We start from the raw sequence: 18,059 nt of genomic DNA, 5'->3' as shown, positions 1-18,059 counted from the left end.
TCCTTGTTAAATTGTTTATATCTGAAATAGTTCATACAGAAGACTCCTTTTTGTTAAAATTATACTATAAATTCAACTTTGCAACAGAACCGTATTATGGAATAGAGATGTTGGTAACATTTATACAGGATCATTATACTTAAGTTTAATTTCGTTATTACAGAACCACACATTCCAACCAGAAGAGAAAGTATGTCTATTTAGTTATGGTTCAGGAGCAGTAGGAGAAATCTTTAGTGGTTCAATCGTTAAAGGATATGACAAAGCATTAGATAAAGAGAAACACTTAAATATGCTAGAATCTAGAGAGCAATTATCAGTCGAAGAATACGAAACATTCTTTAACAGATTTGATAATCAAGAATTTGATTTCGAACGTGAATTGACACAAGATCCATATTCAAAAGTATACTTATACAGTATAGAAGACCATATCAGAACATATAAGATAGAGAAATAAACTAGTGGCCGATTGTGCTTGATGAGCTTGGGACATAAATCCTAACTCGAAATAAATAAGCATATCACTAAACTGATTTTTTAAAGTTTACAGTGATATGCTTATTTTTTTATCTTACGATTTTGTACGTGCATGCTTGCCTAGGGGTATGGCTCGAGCCATTAGTCTCTCGCACATACTATTCCCTCAGGCGTCAGCACTTACAAAATCGGTTGTAATTTTCATTTTTATACGCATTCTTACTGAGATTATACTAATAAGAGGAATAGTAAAAGCAATTCTAAGTAAAATTGCAGATAAGAGGTTTGTTAAAAGCAGTTCTAAGTAAAATTGCAGATAAGAGGTTTGTTAAAAGCAGTTCTCAGTAAAATTACAGATAAGAGGTACGTTAAAAGCAGTTCTAAGTAAAATTGCAGATAAGAGGTTTGTTAAAAGCAGTTCTAAGTAAAATTGCAGATAAGAGGTACGTTAAAAGCAATTCCATGCAAAATTGCTGATAAGGGGTAAGTTAAAAGCAGTTCTCAGTAAAATTGCAGATAAGAGGTACGTTAAAAGCAGTTCTAGGCAAAATTGCAGATAAGAGGTGCGTTAAAAGCAGTTCTCAGTAAAATTGCAGATAAGGGGTAAGTTAAAAGCAATCCTAAGTAAAATTGCAGATAAGAGGTAAGTTAAAAGCAATCCTAAGTAAAATTGCAGATAAGGGGTACAGAAAAACTAGACTTGATTACAAAATGGAGCTTGGGACATAAATGATTTTTTAAAAATGAGATGAGACGTAGATTAACTCCATAATCAATACGAATCTATCGACTTCTTTATTTATGATATTCATCTCTTTTTAATGGAAATAAAAGTGCGATTAATGTGATAATACAGTTACGTTAATTAAAAAAATAAAAATGCAAGGAGAGGTAATATGCTAACTGTATATGGACATAGAGGATTACCTAGTAAAGCTCCGGAAAATACAATTGCATCATTTAAAGCTGCTTCAGAAGTAGAAGGTATAAACTGGTTGGAGTTAGATGTTGCAATTACAAAAGATGAACAACTGATTATCATTCATGATGATTATTTAGAACGGACTACAAATATGTCCGGGGAAATAACTGAATTGAATTATGATGAAATTAAAGATGCTTCTGCAGGATCTTGGTTTGGTGAAAAATTCAAAGATGAACATTTGCCAACTTTCGATGATGTAGTAAAAATAGCAAATGAATATAATATGAATTTAAATGTAGAATTAAAAGGTATTACTGGACCGAATGGACTAGCACTTTCTAAAAGTATGGTTAAGCAAGTGGAAGAACAATTAACAAACTTAAATCAGAATCAAGAAGTGCTCATTTCAAGCTTTAATGTTGTGCTTGTTAAACTTGCAGAAGAAATCATGCCACAATATAACAGAGCAGTTATATTCCATACAACTTCGTTTCGTGAAGACTGGAGAACACTTTTAGATTACTGTAATGCTAAAATAGTAAACACTGAAGATGCCAAACTTACTAAAGCAAAAGTAAAAATGGTAAAAGAAGCGGGTTATGAATTGAACGTATGGACTGTAAACAAACCAGCACGTGCAAACCAACTTGCTAATTGGGGAGTTGATGGTATCTTTACAGACAATGCAGATAAAATGGTGCATTTGTCTCAATAGAAAGTTAGAGGTGAGTCTTACGTTTCAGTGACGGTAGACTTACCTTTAACATGTTACATACTAAAAAATTAATTTGAATAAGAAAGAGAGACATATATGAAATACGATGATTTTATAGTAGGAGAAACATTCAAAACAAAAAGCCTTCATATTACAGAAGAAGAAATTATCCAATTTGCAACAACTTTTGATCCTCAATATATGCATATAGATAAAGAAAAAGCAGAACAAAGTAGATTTAAAGGTATCATTGCATCTGGCATGCATACACTTTCAATATCATTTAAATTATGGGTAGAAGAAGGTAAATACGGAGTGGGAATAGTTGTAGGAGAGCTAGAAATCCTCTTATACCAAGGGTTTCTGGCTCTTCTTATCTTTTTACTGCACTTTTATTGCACTTTTTTCATTTCTTTGTTTCGCAAGTAGTCTACAGTAAATTGATTCTTTGGTGAAGTATCATAATTTTGTTTTGCTTCTTTAAAGGAAATGGCTCCATTTAATTTGTTAGCTACCTCGAAATTACTGTTAGGATAAAGATGTCCATACGTTCCTAAAGTCGTCTCAATATCTTCGTGTCCTAGACGATCTTTAATGATAAGTGGATTTTCTCCCATACTGATTAACAAGGAAGCATGAGAATGCCGTAACCCATGGATTCTGATTCGATGGATACCAGCCAGCTTAGCATAGCGTTCAATAGCATATGATAGTGTATGTTTTTGGGTAGGAATACCGTTATAGCTCATTACAAAGTCTGTCTGAATTAGATTTTGTTGTACTTCCTTCCATTCGGATAAATAAGTTAATGTGCATTTATCTAATACAATATGACGAACGCTCGCCTTTGTTTTTGGTTCAACAAATCTATAATTCGATTGATTCTTGTAATAGAGTGTTTTGTTGATGGTTAGTACTCCTGAGTCAAAATCAATATCTTCCCATTGAATGGCAGTAGCTTCACCAATTCGCATTCCAGTCATAAATAAAAACCACAGAGAGATAAATAAAAAGTGTTGATAGTAATCTTCTTTGTAAATTAGAGAGATTACTTTTTCAAATTCTTCTTTTGTCCAAAATTCAATTTTAGACTTTTGCTTTTTCACATTGCCAATAATCTTAGATGGATTTGTGGTGGTTATCCCAAGGACAATTGCTCGATCCATAGCAACTGAAAATAGTCCTTGAACAGCTCTTACATAAGAAGACTTACACTTCTTTGATAATTTTAGTTGCCAATTTTGCACATCAATAGGCTCAATATCGGAAACAGCCATTTTATCAAAATAAGAGAAATGCTTCTTAATAGTTGGTAAGCGATTTTCATATGTTCTGAGCTTTACCTGTGTCTTATACCATGGAAGGAAAATTTCAAAGATATAATGTTTAAACGTCATTTTATCCTTATTCTCACTTAATTCTTCTGGTTTCATCAATAGCAGTTTCGAATATTCTTCTCTTGCTTCTTTTTTAGTAGTGAATCCACTACGATATTTTTGAATTTTTTTCCCTTTAGAATCATAACCTAGATTTGCACGAAAATAATAGGTTCCATTCTTTGCTTTTTTTATTGGGTCTTTAACCATAGTTTTTACTCCTTACTGTGCAAAAACTACTCAGACCTGTTTTCATTTGAAAACCGAATTCCTAGAATTTCTTCAACAGCTTCACGAGGGACTCTATCTAGCTTTCGAGATTGATAGTAGATATGCCCTTTTGTAATCATCAATTCTTTTGCTTTTTTTATGATGTCTGCTGAAAAAGAAGTTCCATATCCTAGCTCAACTAAATCCTTTTTTGTGACCGTTATCATTATTACTCCTTTCCCAATTATAGGCTAGGAAAACTCCAATATTCACCTATAATTATATCAAATAGTTTTATAATAATACACTGACAAGAGAAGAATATCTTAGCAATCGAACAGCTCTAGCAAAGCTCACAGGAATTTCACTTCTGCATGGTTCTCATGTAGCCGTACCCATTGCCTGTGACGCTTCTAACGCTCGGACTATGGCTATACGGGAGTATCATTATCACGATAAGAAAGTCATGGCAGCAATCCTGCTAAAGATTACTTTCGAATTACTAACATGAATCGCTCACTAATTTTGTAGGTCATGGCGTGTTAGTTCATCAGCTCTTTTCTTACCGAAACGTATTCGATTGCCTTTATTTGGTTGTCAAAGAACGTTTGGCTTGTTAGCCTATCAAAACCTACTGAACACACAATATGCTTTGATGGAATAACAAACCTCCCAAATCGGGAAGCGTGGATACGATTCGACACGCTTCCACGAAAAAATGGGACTATTTAATTTCGAACGATAAAATCTTAGAGATGAGTTTCGTTTCCATTCTGCCACGTAGGGTTTCATCAATAACCATATGAGAATTTCCATATTCGTCTGTCATGCGACGTAATGAACGTTTTGAGGTATACCCTCGATAATGTTTAACAATCTGATTAATTGCTTCCACGTCGCCATCTGTCGCCTTTACAATGAGGGGGAAGGGAACCCTTGGATAAGCTGTTTTCATTCTTTACACTCCTTCATGAATTCTTTAATCATGGCTAGTCCACTTATTCGATGACGATAAACAGTCGAACGATTCAAATTTAGTAACTCCGCAATCTCCACATCACTCATATCCATAAAGTAATGAAGTAAAATAATGTTCCGTTTTTTCTCTGAAAGATGACGCAGGGCTTCACTTAATAAATCACTTTCAACATTGATTCTTAATCCAAATAATTTAAATAGTTGGAAATCAGTGACGTACGTATCAACAGTAGAAAAAGAGTTGACAAGGTAGTTATCTATATCAGAAAACGAGACTTCTTTTGCTGATAGTCTGTCTAGATGTTTGAAGTAATCTTTTCGTTCATCTTCAATAACTTGTTTGCAGATATAGTCAAACTGATTTTCTATGGTTTCTTGAAAAGAAGATGGTTTCATGCTTTTCACCCCCTTTCTGTCGTGAAAGGGAGTGGCATGTGCTTCTTTATCTCCCTTCATACTAAACCCCGACACGAAAGGGGGATTTGTTGCATAAATGAAGAGAAATCCTAAAAGATATTTATTAAGTGACCAAAAAAGCACATAAACAGATTGTTTTCTCTGTTCATATGCTTTGATTTTTCTATCTATGTAATCTGCAAAACCACATTGATGGTCATATCTATCCAGTACAGGTGGATAAGTTTTTTTGATAAGAACTTAATTAAGAGAACTAGATGACAGATTATCTTTCTCATGGCGACTTTTCCCTCCATTAAGTCGCCAATTTTATCTACTTTCTAGGAGTATGACTAAATTTTATAAAGTTGTATAGGTAAATAAAATCAGCGACCTTTCTATTTGAAATTGGATTCATCGCATTAATAAATTCCACAGTGTTCTATAGGAACTCATAAACTATATAACATGTTTTTCTATACCTGTTTATGGTTATATAGGAACAGTAAAATGTATAGAGGTGATTTAGTATGCGTAAAAAAGAAGATAAATACGATTTTAGAGCCGTTGGTTTAGCGATTAAAGAGGCTCGAATGAAACGGGGTCTCACTCGTGAACAAGTGGGAACAATGATTGAAATTGACCCACGTTATTTAACAAATATAGAAAACAAAGGACAACACCCAAGTACACAAGTGCTGTATGATCTTGTATCATTACTCCATGTATCTATTGATGAATTTTTCTTACCTACAGATAATTTGATTAAAAGCACTCGAAGGTTACAGGTAGAAAAATACATGGATAGCTTTACAGACAAAGAACTATCCTTAATGGAAGCACTAGCAAAAGGTATCAATGAAGCAAGAAATATTGAAGGCTAGTCAGTAAAATTCAGATAAACAAAAAGAGCCGATAAGATGAGAGTTTCATTTCTCAAATTATCGGCTCTGCGTCTTGGCGTCTGGCTCTTTGATTGTTATTATATTCATTTTTTGAACATTAATTAAAGTTTCGTTCTTACATTTGGGGCAGTATAAAGGGAAATTTTTAAGTATAGTATCCACTCGTATTCGTAGTCTTGTTTTATTTCCACAAATAGGACACAATATCCACTTGTAGTTTATAATAACAATCTCCTCCTTTCCACTTTAATTCAAATCTATATTAAAGAATATTTCATCTTATTTAATAAGAAACCATATTTATATAACAACATAAAACGCACTAAGTTATTTTATTGAACATATATCTTACTTTATCTATCCGACTATTTAGACGACGGGTCTGGCAAACAGGTTCGCCAGTGGTAACCTGATATCCTTTTAGCTCTGCTAAACAAACACTAAGCCCATTTGTAAAAAAAGTTAAATCATTGCGATAATCTTGAATACATCGAGCAGGAATTTCTCCAATAATAATGACCTCATTATTTTTCAGTTGAGTATTTACGATATTTGCACAATATTTGGGAGCATCGTTATATGCCCGTGAAAGATATTCCTGTGGTGCATAAACTTTAAAACTAAGATATGGCTCTAACAATTCTGTTCCAGCTTTTCTAAAGGCTTGCTCCAGTACAATAGGAGTAAGCATCCGAAAATCTGCTGGAGTACTAACAGGGCTATAGTATAAACCGTACTTAAAACAGATTTTACAATCCGTCACATTCCAACCATATAATCCTTGTTCGCAACCATAGCGTATCCCTTCCATAACTGCATTTTGAAATGATTGATTTAAGTATCCAAGAGAAACCGAGCTCTCATACTGCATTCCACTTCCCAACGGAAGCGGTGATACAGATAAACCAATGGAAGCCCAGAAAGGATTTGGCGGCACTTCGATGTGAATGGTATATTCTGCATTTTTTAACGGTCTCTCCATATAAATGACTGTAGGCTCTTTTAGTTCTATCTCCACATGATACTTTTCTTGCAACAGTGCACTAATCACTTCCATTTGTACTTTCCCTAAGAAAGAAAGTATAATTTCATGTGTCGTAGAATCCACGTAATATCGTAGAAGCGGATCACTATCTGAGATTTCCAAAAGGGCATCAAGCAACATTTCTCTCTGTTCAGGTTTACTCGGTTCAACAGTTGTTTGTAGTAGAGGGTGCGGATTTTCAATCTTTTTTCTCTGTGGCAATAGTTTTGTATCTCCAAGAACACTATTTAACTTCAAAAACTCATTTTGCAAAATAACAATTTCTCCAGAATAAGCTCTATCAATCTTACATAATTCACCATTTATTGAAGTATACATTTCTGTAACTTTTATTTTTTCTTTTTCTGATACTCTAACCGAATCTCGTAAATGTAGTACTCCACTATAAAGGCGTATATATGCAAGACGTTGTCTTTTTTTTGTATATTCAATTTTGAAAACATTTCCGCAAAGTTCAGACGGACCTCGATGTGTTGATGAATAAAATTTATTAGTAATAACTTCTATAAGGTTATCAATCCCTATATTACTTTTTGCACTTCCATGATAAAGAGGGAACAGAGAACAATTCTGAAATCTTATGCTTTCCTCTTGTTCGAGTTCCAATGCTTCTAATGATTTACCGGACATATATTTCTCTAAAAGGTCATCGTTTCCCTCTATTACCGTATCCCATTGTTCAGATTCGGTAAAGTTCGTCACACACATATTAGGATACAGTTCTACCTTCTGTTTGATTACAATTTCGGCAGAAAGTTTCTCTTTAATATCCTGATAAACCGTTGATAAATCAATTCCATTTTGGTCAATCTTATTGATAAAAAAGATTGTGGGAATCCCCATTTTCCTAAGTGCATGAAATAATATACGAGTTTGTGCTTGTACGCCATCTTTTGCAGAAATCAGTAGAATTGCCCCATCTAAAACTGATAATGAACGATATACTTCTGCTAAGAAATCCATATGTCCTGGCGTGTCTATGATGTTCACCTTCGTATTTTCCCACTGAAAAGAGGTTATTCCTGTCTGAATTGTAATTCCTCTCTGACGTTCTAAAAGCGTATTATCCGTCCTCGTTGTACCTTTGTCCACGCTTCCTAATTCTGTAATCGCTCCACTGTTATATAATAAGCTTTCTGTTAAGGTAGTTTTTCCTGCATCAACATGAGCTAAAACTCCAATATTAATAATTTTCATGTGATTTTCCTCCATTCAAAAACCCAAAAGGGCATAAAAATCCCAGTGATAAATACTTTTATCACTGGGATTTTTATGCATAACCATAGGTATACAAAGCATACAGATATTCTCTGGATACTTTAGAATCACATGATAAAGGTATTCTTAAACTGGGTACAAAAAACTAAGCCCTCCTAAAAAAGGACATCTAATTATTTGTTCCCGCTATCAAATTGACAGTTTATTTAAGAATACCTTGCCGCATATTTATTAACTCCTTTTAAATAGTCACTTAAATAATAGCACGTAAGAGCATATTTGTAAAGGAATCTCCAATTTTTTATCAAAAAGAGTACATGATTACAAAGTATCTGTAATCATGTACCAATATTTGTTATTTTACAATCTTCCAATTATCTTGTTTTTCTAATATCAACTCAAATTGCGAGATTTGGGTTGCCTTTGTTTCTTGATCTAAATATTTCACAGCGACATTCACGATTACTTGGTTATCTTTTCTGGTAAAGATAGGATTCACCAATTCCTCGAAAACATATTCCTTGTTAATCATAGGTAACACATGATTACTTACATAGTAAGTCAATTCTTTTTCTGTGGCGGTAGGATAGAGCTGGAAGAACGTTTCTAAAAAGCTAGTGATTTCGTCCATCGTTTCTGTATCTACTGTATGGTCACTTTCTAGCTGTTTGGGTTGGTAGTCCGATTTTTGAGGTTTCTTACTCATTGTCGGATTTTTGATAATAACCATATTATCTGATTCATCTATATGGACAACCACATGAAAGCTAGACGATATAGTTTCCTTGTCTTTGTCTTCGGTAATAACTTGTTCAACAGAAAACAGTACCTCAAAGGTGTTCTCATTCACTTGAGAAACCTGCCACACCTGTATATCGTTCACACTAGAACTAGTAGGAATATCCTTACGAATCATTTCTTCATTTAATACCTGCAATTCTTCCGTCAAATAATGGGTCAATTTTTCATTTCGTTTATCAATGGCTTCTTGGGATTGTTGCCACGAAAAGTAGTCTTTCGCAAAGGATTTCACAAAACTTTCTACTTGGTTGGTATCGACAATCTGCTGTTTAATGATTTCTGTTTCACGGACAGTATGAGTGTCAATGGCAGTAAAATTTTTATAGATTCCAAATCCGACACTACCAATCAATAAAACCCATAAAACAAAGGTTAATTTCTTATGCGTGCCAACTTTAATCATCGGAACTTTTCTTTGCTTGCTCGGTTTTTTAGATTTCTTTGGTTTCTCCTTCTTTTCTTTTCGCTCGATTTTTATAATCATTTGATTCATTCCTTTCTTAGTTATGAATAACACGTCTAGCCCCAATCAGATGGTCTTGCCAATAACGACTGCTTAAGTCGCCATAACCGATTGGGTCGCCTGCATGATAAAAGCGATTTCCCTCTAAATATATCGCCACATGAGTCACATATGTGCCTGCATTATAGGTTGAATGAAAGAAGATAAGGTCGCCTGCTTGGGCTTCTTCCATAGAGATTTCTTGCGTAGCGTCATACTGATCTTGGGCGACACGAGGGAGAGAAATGCCAGCTTTGTCATACACCCATTGTATTAAGCCACTACAATCAAAAGAGGTGGTAGGCGACGCCCCTCCAAAGACATAGGGAAACCCTTCGTATTTCAAGGCTTCGTCCATAATGACTTGCACGGTTTCATCATCAAATTCTGTTGGGGAAGTGTCGGTTAGGTATTGTGAAACCAACTGAACATAAAACTGATTTCCATAGTTATATCGCCAACCACCATTCACAGGTATGGCTATAGGATTGGGATAGTCTGCTTTTTGACCACCCGACTTCTCTTTAGAAAACTGTTCGGCTAATTCATAGGTATATTTTTTCCCATGACTCCTCACATAATTTAAAAAGCCACCGCCATAATTATAAGATTGGATAACAGAATCTATATCCACTCCTTGTTGTTCTGCACTGGTTAATAATTCACTGAAATATTTAACCCCTTGTTTGATGGACTCTTCGGTACTCAAACTGTTGGGCGGTAAACCCAAAGATTCGGAACTTTGCATAACATCTTCTGCTGTACCGCCCGATTCCACTTGCATAATGGCTAAGATATAAGAAACATAGTCTTCAATCCCATATTCCTTACCATATTTTTCAATCAACGGACGGTGTGCCAACACTTCTGGTGAAACGGTCACACCGCCTTGTGGAATAGAAGAATCCTTGTTGTTTTCGCCACTGTCCGTATCATCTGCAAAGAAAATGACTAGGAATAATAAGAGAAAAAAGAAGAGAGAGAAGACCACACTACAAATCACTGTTATTTTTAGCTTCATGTTTGTTGTCCTCGCTTATCCGTTCTTTTATTTAGCTTCCTCTGATTGAATTGCTTCGGTGGTGTCTTTTGTTTTTGCTCTTTTTTCAATGGTCGCTGATGATTTTCACGTTTAGTGTTTTGTGACAAAACAGGCGTGACGGTTTGCTGACGCTTGCGAACATGCTGCTGGTTATTCTGAACAGGAGATGATGGGTTTTCTTTTCGTCTTTTTTCTTTTGCTTTATCCAGCTCCAAACGCTTTTGAGCAATGTTCTTTCGTTTTTGCTCCTGCTGGTTCATACGCTGTTGTTTGCGTTGAGCTTTGGTATCTGCCATAGATTGTTTAAAGTCTGTTACATTATGAGTGACATTCTCTTTTCCTTGATGAAGGGCATATTTGACATGGGTTGGTGTCGCCTGTATCTGTTGTTTTGCCTGCTTTCTTTTATTGACTAGACGATTTTTCGTGTCCAATACATGGGCTGTCTTTTCACCTAATCGTTGCCCGATACCGCCTTGTTGCTTTTTCACATTGGAAAGTGCTGTTTCTTTCTTTGGTGTAGTCCGTTCATTTTGACGAGTATGGTTAGCTTTATTGGTTTGATTCTGCTTTGTTGTCATTGTCTTTTGCTTCGTTGACCCTGCTTTTCCACGAAAAATCTTACTCATACTGCGTTGAAATCTTCTGGTTTGTCGATTCATCATTTGACGAGGTCTGCGAAACACTTGTCTGCCCATGTTTTGAGAGTCGTTGCTTTGTAAAGTGAATAGGCTCATTAAATCGCCCAGTTTAAAATAAATCCCTGCAAAGGTCACAATTTGTAAAAACATAATCATGAAAAAGGGAGAACTTGCTGACAGCGAATAAAGCATAGTGGAAATACTAAAGGCAACGGTAATAATCAAGGTAATACCAGCCCTTGTCATAATCACATTAAATAACTTGGTAATGGCATGCCTGCCCATGCCATCAAAACTCGGCAACATACTTAATAGGAAACTGATTGGCAAAAACATAGCGAAAATAATAAATAGCACTTGCGAAAAAATCATGATTCCTGTTAGAAGGAAAACAAAAATCGAGATACCAATATTGAATACAAACAAAAAGAAGACTGTTCCTAATCTGGAAATCGTCTTCGGTAGGGTTAAATAGGTATTGTCATGATCTTCAATTTCTTCAATCACTACATTTTCTCTATCTTCACCATTGTTTGTATCTGGACTGGTAGACAATAAACTTTCCACACGTTCTTCCCCTAACGCTTCTACATCAGTGGAGCCATATTGAAGCAATAGCCATGGTTGCTTTACTTGAACAGAGAATAAGCTGTCACGTATCATGTCCACACTGTCTTTCCCTTGACTATCCGTGTTAGGAAGAACAATTTTTGTCCCAATATTCAGACTGGCGGTACTGACATCTTTGGAAAAATCATTGATTTTCGCAATATAATCGGGTGCATACGCAATAAAGGAAGCCGATAGAATAAACACCACGACAAAGTTTAAAACAGCTCGTATCACTTTCGTCGTTTCTCGCTTAACCAATCCTGTATAGGCAACATAGATTCCAACAATGAGAATAAAAAGAAGGAGGAAACCGACATAAAACCCTGAACTGGAAAAGCCATTCGGTGTAATGCCTGCAATCGTCTGCATGTTTTCGCCAATTGCTTGGGATGTTTGACTAATGAAATCTAAGGCATAGGCTTCTTTCACCAAATAACCTGTGGCGTTCGATAGATAAAGAGAAATTGTCCAAATAAAATTAGTAATGGCATACAATCCATACATCACCGATTGTCCTATGCCATCACTCCAATTCCATGGAAGCCAGCCCCAGCTATTGTCCACATAATAATCAAGCTGATATTGATTCAAACCATACTTGGAGTATTCATTGCTTGTATCAATGGTTTCATCAACTAAGCCTGTCGCTTGTACTGCATTGCCCAGCGTGCCTAATAAAAGTAAAATAACGCCCACACAAAGGAGCGTTATCCAACTATAGTGAAGAAATTTCTTTTGTTTTTGTGTCATTCTTCCACCTCATTTCGCACAGGCGGTCTGGTATCAAAGGCATGAAGCAACTCTTCAAAAATCGGGTGAAACTGCATAACCCCTACACGACCATAGATGTCTGAAACTAAACATTGTCCATTTTCTAATTCACGTAAGCGTTTCTGATTGTTTTCATCTTCCTTGTCCACACCAAAAAATTCTAAGGTCTTTTTGATTTCCACTAGGTCAGTGGAACGAAAGGCAAATTTCAAGCCAATATTATTCTTCATCTTTTCATCTAGTAAATCGTCCGCGTTTTGAGTAACGAAATAGACCCCTGCATTCATGGCACGTCCTGCTCGAACCAATCGCATAGATAGAGCTTTTCCTTGTGCCACTTGTAAAAAACTCCAAGCCTCATCAAGGTCAACAATTTTAAAAATGGAACGGTCAGAGTGGATAAAGTCTAAAGCAAAGGTACTAATGACAATCAGCATTGCCACACTTAATAATTCCATGGTAGTGTATTCTTCAAAAGAGCTATTGGAATCGGGTAAGACCAAATCTGCCACTTGAATAATATTGAGTTGTTTTTCCAAGCTAATGGATTGGGTGACACTGCCATCACTGAATAACAGATGGGCAAAATCATAATCGACAAAGCTTTCGATATGGTCAGCAATACTATTGCTGATGGGCGTATCTTCTTTTCGCAATTCATCAATCACCAATAACAACCCTCGTTGTTTGCTTTGAGTTACACTCCGAATAGCTTTACGCAGGACAGGAAACTTCTCGCTATCTCGGCTGGAAATACCTGTTAAGAACGTGAGAATATCAATGGCAAGGCTTTCTGAATCTTTCGGGAGTTTTAAAATCACATAAGGGTCAAGTAACCCTTTATTGTCGTTCTCACTCGTGAGATTAACAATATTGATTTCATGGGCAATATCAGGTAAGGTTTCTTTCCATTCACCACGTTCAGCTTTTGGGTCAACAATGGTTGCCTGTCCGCCAAAGAGTACTGAATAATAGACCAGCATATTGTTAGAGAATGATTTTCCGCCACCTAATGAACCAATAAAAGCGGACGCTAATGCATTTGTTACAGAGCCTTTAATTCCTTGACTTGCAAGGCTAGGTTGGAGATAAATATTTCTGCCTGTATCGAGATTGTAACCGACGTAAATACCAGAATTTTCACCAATCATTTGTGTAGCACCGAAACCAAGACCAGCCAAAAAATCCGACGTGACATATTGAATATAGTCATTGATATATCGCTTGCTTGAGGGAATAAATTCATTATGCAAGCCTAGCATATCGCCAAAAGGTCGTACTAATTTGATAGACAGATCATCATAAAAATCTTTTACTTCATCACAACGTTGTTTCAGCTCGTCCAAATTCTTTGCTGATACCCGTACCACATAGCTTAGTTTGTACATAGATTCTTTGGTTTGGTCTAAATTACTTTCTAATTCATCGACAGATTCTAAAGCGTCCACCACATTAGTACTGGTTTCGTTGTCGCTTTCCCATGCGTGGCTATCTAAATCTTTCAGTTCTTTCTTTTTATTGCGAACGGTAGATAAGGCTTTTTTATTGGCGACAATTTCAACATTCATACTGGTATCAACGGGGAAAGTAAACTGCTGTTGCTGGTAATAAAAAATTTCACTATTAGGGAAATCCAATTCACCAACAATACTATTAATTGTAAAATACGCCACATAAGTAGTGGTATCTTCCTGTTCAATCCGTAAATAGCGTTGATTTTCTTCGATTAAACAGCGAGTGGGTTTGAGAATATCGTATTTCTTTACCAACACTTTTTTATCTTCGTATCGTTTCGGTAAATGGTAGTCGTAGTCATCAAAAGGGACACCTGTTTGCCCGTAAAGATGTTCAATAATATAACCAAAATCATCTTTCTCCAATTTACGAATCTGAAAGCGTCTGGATAATTTACTTTCTAACAACTGTTCCATCTTAGAAAAGCGTTCGATTTCCGCCATAGGCATAGAAACAAAATCGCCCATTAATTTGTGATTCACACCATGAAAGAATTCCGCAAATGCTTTTTGAATTTCTTTCCCAACATTTTTTACGGATACTTCCTGTTCATTGAGGTAGAGTTTAAAACCAATAAAAAAGCGATAGTCTACTTGATTGTCACCAATCATAGAAATTAACGCTTCGGTCTGTTCATCTATTTTTTCGTAAGCTATCTCTTTTAATCGTCCAGTGATTTCTTTTTTCGATTGTTCCTGTGTGGCTCGAATACTTGATTCGGTTGCTAGTTGCAGAGCATGAATCTTGCCATCACGATTTTGGGCAATCAATTGACAGAAATTATCATGAACTTGAATTTTTTCATCGGAACTTAAAAAACTGTAATTATAGGGAATTAATTCATAATAAGCGAATACTTCGCCATCATGATTAAATACGAGATTATCTTCCATATATTTAATCGGATATGCCATCTAGTTGTTCACTCCTTACAATCGTAATCGATTCATTCATTGTTTCTTTTTTTAATCGTATTTGTTTGCCAGCGTAGGTTACTTTAGGGCGTAGAGCATAGGTAATGATAGACTTTAGAAATCCATAGGGTTTCTTTCCGTCAAAGGTCTTTTGGCACATGAACCCAGTGAGAACAATGGGAATCCCTAAGTATTTGAGTAGTGCTCCGTCAATCAGAGAAAGTGGTGGTAAACTGCCAAAGAGTATGACGACAAACAAAGAAACGATAAACCATGTCATTTGCGTAAAGGTAATTGGGAAAGGGAGTTGTAAATCATTAATCGCATAAATCACTTTTTCTACTGACCAAATACTGGTGTAACTTCTTATTTTTTTCATGTCTTCACGTCCTTTCCGTAAAAATAGAAAAAGAACAATCAAAATAGGTGATTGCTCTTTCAATGCTTTAACTATTCAATTTTATTTTTTGTCCATTTTGCAATAATACCTTCATCAGTTTCTTCATCATCTGGATTCATTGAATATCTGAAACTTAAATTGGTATCTGACCCTAATCGTTCATATAAGCTGGGTCTATACAATCTCGTTTTATTGTCATTAAAAGGACTTCGTTTTCCCAGCTCACCATTTCCCTTTAAAGGATTTCTTCTAACTGAAAAACAATATTTTTTTCTGGGATCTTCTGAATCACTTTGACTTAATGAGAAACACATGGCTTCTTTTTGGTCTTCATTTTTCTTCTCACTAACTTCTGTCGGAATAAATCGAGCAAGAGTTTGGCTAAATTGAAATAAAACATCTCCCAAGTTACTACTGTATTCGATACCAAAATATTCTCTTATTGTTTTCGTGTCTGTATATAATTTTACCGAATTAGCATAGACAGCTAGCATATCTGAAAAATCGTTTTCCTTTAAAAATTCTAGTTTTAACAGAGCATATTCTGGAACTTTTTCCTCTTTTTCAAATAGCTTAACAAGTACAATATAATTTTGCTGTTTGTAACGAAAGTAAAAGGAATCTATCACCCAGCCTTTATCTTTCATGTCTAGTTTTAATAGTTTAAGATTTTCAAATACATTTACCATAATTTATACCTCTCCGTGCTATTTATTAATTTAATTATAACACGGATTGTTAAACTTACTGACAATATTCAAATACCCCATGAGAGGTAACTAGGTAATTACCCTCTATTTCCATATCACGTCCCAAAGATTGGTAGTCAATATAATTTTGTAAATTGGAAGGGACTTCACCAAGCTGTCCTGTTTCTTCCACGTAATAACGGGCGACATCTTCCATCGAATCACAATCACTATAACAATGAATATCCTCTTTGTTTTCCAGTAATTCTTCCAAGCTACTAAACCACATGCCTTGAATTTCTTTGAGTTCATTATAAATAGGTGTACCTTCGATTTCTTGAATGGCTTCACATAGACGGTTGATTTCACTAATCGGCGTGTATTCGTCCACATCAAAAGGAAGCTCAAAATCATGTATTGCATATTCTTCGTAGTCCTCATTTAAACCGATTCTTTCTGCCATTTCTTCCTCATCAATTGGTGGAGTAAACCATGCTCCGACTAATTCACCTTCATTATACCGTCCTAAATTTGCCACATAGACTTTCATTTCCAATTCTTATCACATCCTTTTTATAAAAATAGTCATAAAAAAAGTAGCAATCAGTTAATGACGCTACTTATCAAGGTATCCGCTAATATAATCTGTAACTGTACTTGAAATACCTATTATTAGTTTTGCTTCTCTCTTTCCAATAATATTTGTATTAGGGTGTGCAAGTGAATGCCTATTTCTTGCTTCATTAAGAGAGCTAATCATTCCATTTGATGACCTTATCGTTGTCTTCACTATATCAGCAAGTTCAGTAGGTTGAATTTCTTTTTCAATTAATTGTTGTATCCTACTATATAATTTAGATAGATTTTCGTCTCTAGGAACTGTAATTTCATATTTTTTTAGTATTTCAATTAAATATCCATGAAAAGCAGTGTGAACTCTGTCAAAGGCACGTTGATATTCACCATTACTCATAAAAGACTCAGCGTCTTCAATAGCTTGTGAAACCACATCACTAATTTTCAACTGACTAAAGTTAATTACTTCGTAATTCTCTGGAAGTGGTACTAAAATAGTATCCACTAATACATTATCACCTTGTTTATCATATATGGAGCTTGCTGTCTGGGTAATCAAATCTTTATGACTTTCAAAAAAGTCTAAATCATCAAAAGGAACTCTTATTTTAAGATATGTGCAAAGCGTATTCCAGCCCTTTTTATATCCTTTATAATAAGTAAAATCGTCAGTCTCATCTAAAGTTACCTCTGATATTTTCATTTTAGAAACAATCTCGTTACCTCCTTCATAATAATTTGAAGAGCTCTTTCTTTCTAATGTTTTAATTAAAAGAGATTTAAATTGATCATTTGTAAACATATTCATAAATCCTTTCATAACAAAATATATACTTCCTATTTTATCATGAAAAATATCTGTTAAGCACCAATGATTCGGTTAAATAAGTTTAATAACACATCTTTCACGCCAGCTGCATTGAACACAAGTCCGACGGCGATTAGAGCAATAATCAAGAAGCCAATGAGTTTTGAAAATTCTCGTTTAAAACCTAAAAACAGTCCAATGACAACAATCGCTAACAATACCAATGACTGTGCATTATCCAAGAACCAGTTGTACAAATTCTGCCCAAAATTCATGTGATTGTCCTCCTTTCCTTAAGATATTTTTCTCGATAATAGATATAGCTTTTTACACGCCTTAATAATTGAAAAGGGGTTAAATGCTCTCCATAGACGGTTACTCGATTGGTATAATTATTATAAAATCTCACCTTGTAAAAATCATAGGTATAGATGGTATCACCAGCTTGCCGTTTTCCCTCAATAATGAGAGACGTATATTTCCCTGTATTTTGTATATACGCTTGAAACTCAATGCCACACTGAAACCCTAACTTCTTTA

General features: G+C 35.2%; 19 protein-coding genes and 1 pseudogene. 4 read left to right on the top strand and 16 right to left on the bottom strand.

Annotated elements, in window-relative coordinates; all coding sequences use genetic code 11:
• Positions 1-70 precede the first annotated feature (70 nt).
• The 3 genes and pseudogenes from LQ611_RS10290 to LQ611_RS10280 all read left to right on the top strand — a co-directional run.
• Positions 71-460: a hydroxymethylglutaryl-CoA synthase gene (locus LQ611_RS10290; RefSeq protein ID WP_020444595.1), complete on the top strand. Its 390-nt coding sequence runs from the start codon at positions 71-73 to the stop codon at positions 458-460.
• Positions 461-1,376: 916 nt separating this feature from the next.
• Positions 1,377-2,120 carry a glycerophosphoryl diester phosphodiesterase gene (locus tag LQ611_RS10285; RefSeq protein WP_000958858.1) on the top strand — a complete coding sequence of 248 codons (744 nt, stop codon included), beginning with the start codon at positions 1,377-1,379 and terminating at the stop codon, positions 2,118-2,120.
• A 96-nt stretch (positions 2,121-2,216) separates the two neighbouring features.
• Positions 2,217-2,453: pseudogene (locus tag LQ611_RS10280) on the top strand (MaoC/PaaZ C-terminal domain-containing protein); the annotation flags it as partial.
• Positions 2,454-2,512: 59 nt separating this feature from the next.
• Here the strand turns inward: LQ611_RS10280 and LQ611_RS10275 are convergent.
• From LQ611_RS10275 to LQ611_RS10260, 4 genes are all read right to left on the bottom strand, one after another.
• Complete coding sequence (locus LQ611_RS10275; RefSeq protein ID WP_000237797.1) at positions 2,513-3,706, bottom strand: site-specific integrase; 1,194 nt, start codon at positions 3,704-3,706, stop codon at positions 2,513-2,515.
• A 26-nt stretch (positions 3,707-3,732) separates the two neighbouring features.
• Positions 3,733-3,933, bottom strand: coding sequence for a DUF3173 family protein (locus LQ611_RS10270; protein WP_000633907.1), 201 nt, complete (start codon positions 3,931-3,933; stop codon positions 3,733-3,735).
• 497 nt (positions 3,934-4,430) lie between these two features.
• The gene (locus tag LQ611_RS10265; RefSeq protein WP_000845143.1) at positions 4,431-4,661 is read right to left on the bottom strand and encodes a helix-turn-helix domain-containing protein; all 231 of its coding nucleotides are present in this window, start codon (positions 4,659-4,661) and stop codon (positions 4,431-4,433) included.
• Positions 4,658-5,080 (bottom strand): RNA polymerase sigma factor, encoded by a 423-nt coding sequence (locus LQ611_RS10260; RefSeq protein ID WP_000804879.1) that lies wholly within the window; start codon positions 5,078-5,080, stop codon positions 4,658-4,660. Before LQ611_RS10260 ends, LQ611_RS10265 begins: the two co-directional genes overlap by 4 nt.
• Positions 5,081-5,610: 530 nt before the next feature.
• On the opposite strand from LQ611_RS10260, the gene LQ611_RS10255 reads away from it, so the two are divergent.
• Complete coding sequence (locus tag LQ611_RS10255; protein ID WP_001227350.1) at positions 5,611-5,964, top strand: helix-turn-helix domain-containing protein; 354 nt, start codon at positions 5,611-5,613, stop codon at positions 5,962-5,964.
• A 57-nt stretch (positions 5,965-6,021) separates the two neighbouring features.
• Here the strand turns inward: LQ611_RS10255 and LQ611_RS10250 are convergent, their stop codons facing one another.
• From LQ611_RS10250 to LQ611_RS10195, 12 genes are all read right to left on the bottom strand, one after another.
• Positions 6,022-6,189 (bottom strand): cysteine-rich KTR domain-containing protein, encoded by a 168-nt coding sequence (locus tag LQ611_RS10250; RefSeq protein WP_001803271.1) that lies wholly within the window; start codon positions 6,187-6,189, stop codon positions 6,022-6,024.
• Between the two features lie 118 nt (positions 6,190-6,307).
• Positions 6,308-8,227 (bottom strand): tetracycline resistance ribosomal protection protein Tet(M), encoded by a 1,920-nt coding sequence (tet(M), locus tag LQ611_RS10245; protein ID WP_000691737.1) that lies wholly within the window; start codon positions 8,225-8,227, stop codon positions 6,308-6,310.
• 15 nt (positions 8,228-8,242) lie between these two features.
• Positions 8,243-8,329: a tetracycline resistance determinant leader peptide gene (locus tag LQ611_RS10240; RefSeq protein ID WP_011058339.1), complete on the bottom strand. Its 87-nt coding sequence runs from the start codon at positions 8,327-8,329 to the stop codon at positions 8,243-8,245.
• 274 nt (positions 8,330-8,603) lie between these two features.
• Entirely contained in the window at positions 8,604-9,533 is a 930-nt protein-coding gene (locus LQ611_RS10235; protein ID WP_000584387.1) for a conjugal transfer protein, read from the bottom strand.
• Between the two features lie 16 nt (positions 9,534-9,549).
• A complete protein-coding gene (locus LQ611_RS10230; RefSeq protein WP_000768373.1) occupies positions 9,550-10,572 on the bottom strand; it encodes a bifunctional lytic transglycosylase/C40 family peptidase in 1,023 nt (340 codons plus the stop codon).
• On the bottom strand, positions 10,569-12,596 hold the full coding sequence (locus tag LQ611_RS10225; protein ID WP_000192393.1) for a CD3337/EF1877 family mobilome membrane protein: 2,028 nt from the start codon (positions 12,594-12,596) through the stop codon (positions 10,569-10,571). Before LQ611_RS10225 ends, LQ611_RS10230 begins: the two co-directional genes overlap by 4 nt.
• Positions 12,593-15,046 (bottom strand): conjugal transfer ATPase TcpF, encoded by a 2,454-nt coding sequence (tcpF, locus tag LQ611_RS10220; RefSeq protein WP_000331165.1) that lies wholly within the window; start codon positions 15,044-15,046, stop codon positions 12,593-12,595. Before tcpF ends, LQ611_RS10225 begins: the two co-directional genes overlap by 4 nt.
• Positions 15,030-15,425 (bottom strand): conjugal transfer protein, encoded by a 396-nt coding sequence (locus LQ611_RS10215; protein WP_000723887.1) that lies wholly within the window; start codon positions 15,423-15,425, stop codon positions 15,030-15,032. Before LQ611_RS10215 ends, tcpF begins: the two co-directional genes overlap by 17 nt.
• A gap of 71 nt (positions 15,426-15,496) precedes the next feature.
• Complete coding sequence (locus LQ611_RS10210) at positions 15,497-16,135, bottom strand: DUF6037 family protein (protein ID WP_000248477.1); 639 nt, start codon at positions 16,133-16,135, stop codon at positions 15,497-15,499.
• 55 nt (positions 16,136-16,190) lie between these two features.
• A complete protein-coding gene (locus tag LQ611_RS10205) occupies positions 16,191-16,691 on the bottom strand; it encodes an antirestriction protein ArdA (protein WP_000425404.1) in 501 nt (166 codons plus the stop codon).
• A gap of 60 nt (positions 16,692-16,751) precedes the next feature.
• A complete protein-coding gene (locus LQ611_RS10200; protein ID WP_001565981.1) occupies positions 16,752-17,513 on the bottom strand; it encodes an abortive infection family protein in 762 nt (253 codons plus the stop codon).
• A gap of 59 nt (positions 17,514-17,572) precedes the next feature.
• Positions 17,573-17,794: a hypothetical protein gene (locus LQ611_RS10195; RefSeq protein WP_001009054.1), complete on the bottom strand. Its 222-nt coding sequence runs from the start codon at positions 17,792-17,794 to the stop codon at positions 17,573-17,575.
• Positions 17,795-18,059: the final 265 nt, after the last annotated feature.

Origin of the sequence: Mammaliicoccus sp. L-M44, from assembly GCF_022386355.1 — a bacterium.
GTDB lineage: Bacteria > Bacillota > Bacilli > Staphylococcales > Staphylococcaceae > Mammaliicoccus > Mammaliicoccus sciuri_A.
Note: the sequence above shows the minus strand (reverse complement) of the source record. Positions and strands in the feature narration are given on the sequence as shown.

What these genes read in the sequence shown, in the direction of transcription:
- LQ611_RS10195 (WP_001009054.1), bottom strand. Translation starts at nt 17,794, where the DNA reads ATGAATTTTGGGCAGAATTTGTACAACTGGTTCTTGGATAATGCACAG.
- LQ611_RS10215 (WP_000723887.1), bottom strand. Translation starts at nt 15,425, where the DNA reads ATGAAAAAAATAAGAAGTTACACCAGTATTTGGTCAGTAGAAAAAGTG.
- LQ611_RS10265 (WP_000845143.1), bottom strand. Translation starts at nt 4,661, where the DNA reads ATGAAAACAGCTTATCCAAGGGTTCCCTTCCCCCTCATTGTAAAGGCG.
- LQ611_RS10270 (WP_000633907.1), bottom strand. Translation starts at nt 3,933, where the DNA reads ATGATAACGGTCACAAAAAAGGATTTAGTTGAGCTAGGATATGGAACT.
- LQ611_RS10200 (WP_001565981.1), bottom strand. Translation starts at nt 17,513, where the DNA reads ATGTTTACAAATGATCAATTTAAATCTCTTTTAATTAAAACATTAGAA.
- tcpF (WP_000331165.1), bottom strand. Translation starts at nt 15,046, where the DNA reads ATGGCATATCCGATTAAATATATGGAAGATAATCTCGTATTTAATCAT.
- LQ611_RS10210 (WP_000248477.1), bottom strand. Translation starts at nt 16,135, where the DNA reads ATGGTAAATGTATTTGAAAATCTTAAACTATTAAAACTAGACATGAAA.
- LQ611_RS10240 (WP_011058339.1), bottom strand. Translation starts at nt 8,329, where the DNA reads ATGCTTTGTATACCTATGGTTATGCATAAAAATCCCAGTGATAAAAGT.
- LQ611_RS10235 (WP_000584387.1), bottom strand. Translation starts at nt 9,533, where the DNA reads ATGATTATAAAAATCGAGCGAAAAGAAAAGAAGGAGAAACCAAAGAAA.
- LQ611_RS10260 (WP_000804879.1), bottom strand. Translation starts at nt 5,080, where the DNA reads ATGAAACCATCTTCTTTTCAAGAAACCATAGAAAATCAGTTTGACTAT.
- LQ611_RS10225 (WP_000192393.1), bottom strand. Translation starts at nt 12,596, where the DNA reads ATGACACAAAAACAAAAGAAATTTCTTCACTATAGTTGGATAACGCTC.
- LQ611_RS10275 (WP_000237797.1), bottom strand. Translation starts at nt 3,706, where the DNA reads ATGGTTAAAGACCCAATAAAAAAAGCAAAGAATGGAACCTATTATTTT.
- LQ611_RS10255 (WP_001227350.1), top strand. Translation starts at nt 5,611, where the DNA reads ATGCGTAAAAAAGAAGATAAATACGATTTTAGAGCCGTTGGTTTAGCG.
- LQ611_RS10230 (WP_000768373.1), bottom strand. Translation starts at nt 10,572, where the DNA reads ATGAAGCTAAAAATAACAGTGATTTGTAGTGTGGTCTTCTCTCTCTTC.
- LQ611_RS10285 (WP_000958858.1), top strand. Translation starts at nt 1,377, where the DNA reads ATGCTAACTGTATATGGACATAGAGGATTACCTAGTAAAGCTCCGGAA.